1 protein-coding gene and 1 pseudogene are annotated in these 1,554 nt (G+C 62.0%); both read right to left on the minus strand.

Annotated features, from left to right (window positions below):
• Positions 1–127 (minus strand): annotated as a pseudogene (locus P2PM1_RS25600) (IS3 family transposase); the annotation flags it as partial.
• Between the two features lie 38 nt (positions 128–165).
• Positions 166–1,371 (minus strand): IS256 family transposase, encoded by a 1,206-nt coding sequence (locus P2PM1_RS22430; RefSeq protein ID WP_186400624.1) that lies wholly within the window; start codon positions 1,369–1,371, stop codon positions 166–168.
• Positions 1,372–1,554 lie beyond the last annotated feature (183 nt).

A 1,554-nucleotide genomic window follows, 5' to 3' on the forward strand; every position in this document is an offset into this window, starting at 1 on the left:
CCCCGCGCAAGGCGATGGCCTTGTCGAGGGCCGACAGGGCCACGCCCGCATGCAGCCGGTCGGAAGCCTCCCACGCGACGATCCGCCGGGCGTACAGGTCGAGGATGACGGCCAGATAGAGCCAGCCGGGAGTGTCGGATATTTTGTGCGCGAGGCCTGTTTCCGTCATTGGCTGACGAACCTTTCGCCGAATGCGACGGCGAATTGCGTCTTGGCCTCGAACCATTCGCGCGGGGGCCGTTTCCATTCCTCGGCCGCGTGATTGAGCACCAGATATAACAGCTTCATCGCCGCCTCGTCACTTGGGAAGTGACCACGGGTGCGCACGGCTCGCCGCAGCTTCGAGTTCAGCGCCTCGATGGCGTTGGTCGTGTATATGATCCGGCGCACGCTTTCCGGGAAGGCGAAGAAGGGAATGACGTGCTCCCAGTTGCGCCGCCAGCTAAGCGCGATCGCCGGATATCGCTGGCCCCAGTAGCCGGTCTCGAACTCCTCCAGCGCCTTCATGCCTGCCTCTGCGTCCTGAGCCCGGTAGATGGCCCTGAGCGCCGGAACGACGGGCTTGCGGTCCTTCCACGACACGAACTCGAGTGAATGCCGGATTAGGTGAACGATGCAGGTCTGAACGATCGTCTGTGGGAAGACAGCGTTGATTGCTTCTGGGAAGCCCTTCAGGCCGTCGACCACGGCGATCAGGATGTCGCCGATGCCGCGGTTCTTCAGTTCGTTCATGACGCGCAGCCAGAACTTGGCGCCCTCCGTCTGCTCGATCCAGATGCCGAGAACCTCCTTGGCGCCGTCGGGCAGAATGCCGAGCGCGATGTAGACGGCCTTGTTGCGAACGAAGCCCTCATCCCTGATCTTGACCCGAATGGCGTCGAAGAAGACCAGCGGATAGAGCGCGTCGAGTGGCCTGTTCTGCCATTCGCCCACTTCCTCCAGCACCGCATTGGTCACGGCCGAGATCAGGTCGGGCGACACGTCGATGCCGTAGAGATCCTCCAGGTGACCACGGATCTCGCGCACCGTCATGCCACGGGCATACATGGAGATGATCTTCTCGTCGAAATCGGGAAAACGGCGCTGATATTTGGCGATCAGCTTCGGGTCGAAGGTGCCAGCCCGATCGCGGGGAATTGACAAAGTCATCTTGGACGTGCCGGTCAGCACAGTCTTCTTCGAATGCCCGTTGCGACGATTGGCAGGGCCATCGGCCTCGCGCTCATCGTCCAGGTGCTCATCCAATTCGGCATGCAGAATGCGCTCCGATAGCGCCTTCTTCAGATCGTCGACGAGCCCGTCCTTGGCGAAGACGTCGTTCGGATCGCGGCCCGCAAGCAGACGATCCAGCAGTTCCTTCTCAATGGCCATGTGATGATTCTCCTTTCCATCATCATGGCCTCACGCACGAAATTCCTGACAGTCCCAGCCAGCCCTGACCGGTCCACAGATGGGTGATGTCTGCCGCCCACTTGCGGTTCGGGCCATCGGTGGCGAACTGCCGCGCGATCAGGTTCCCGGCGACGGCCAAGCCGCCGGTTCCCGCATCCCGGT

Source organism: Stappia sp. P2PMeth1 (assembly GCF_900185735.1).
In the GTDB taxonomy this organism is placed as follows: Bacteria; Pseudomonadota; Alphaproteobacteria; order Rhizobiales; family Stappiaceae; genus Stappia.

Excerpts from the sequence above, each read along its gene's own strand:
- P2PM1_RS22430 (WP_186400624.1), bottom strand. The coding sequence starts at position 1,371 with ATGGCCATTGAGAAGGAACTGCTGGATCGTCTGCTTGCGGGCCGCGAT.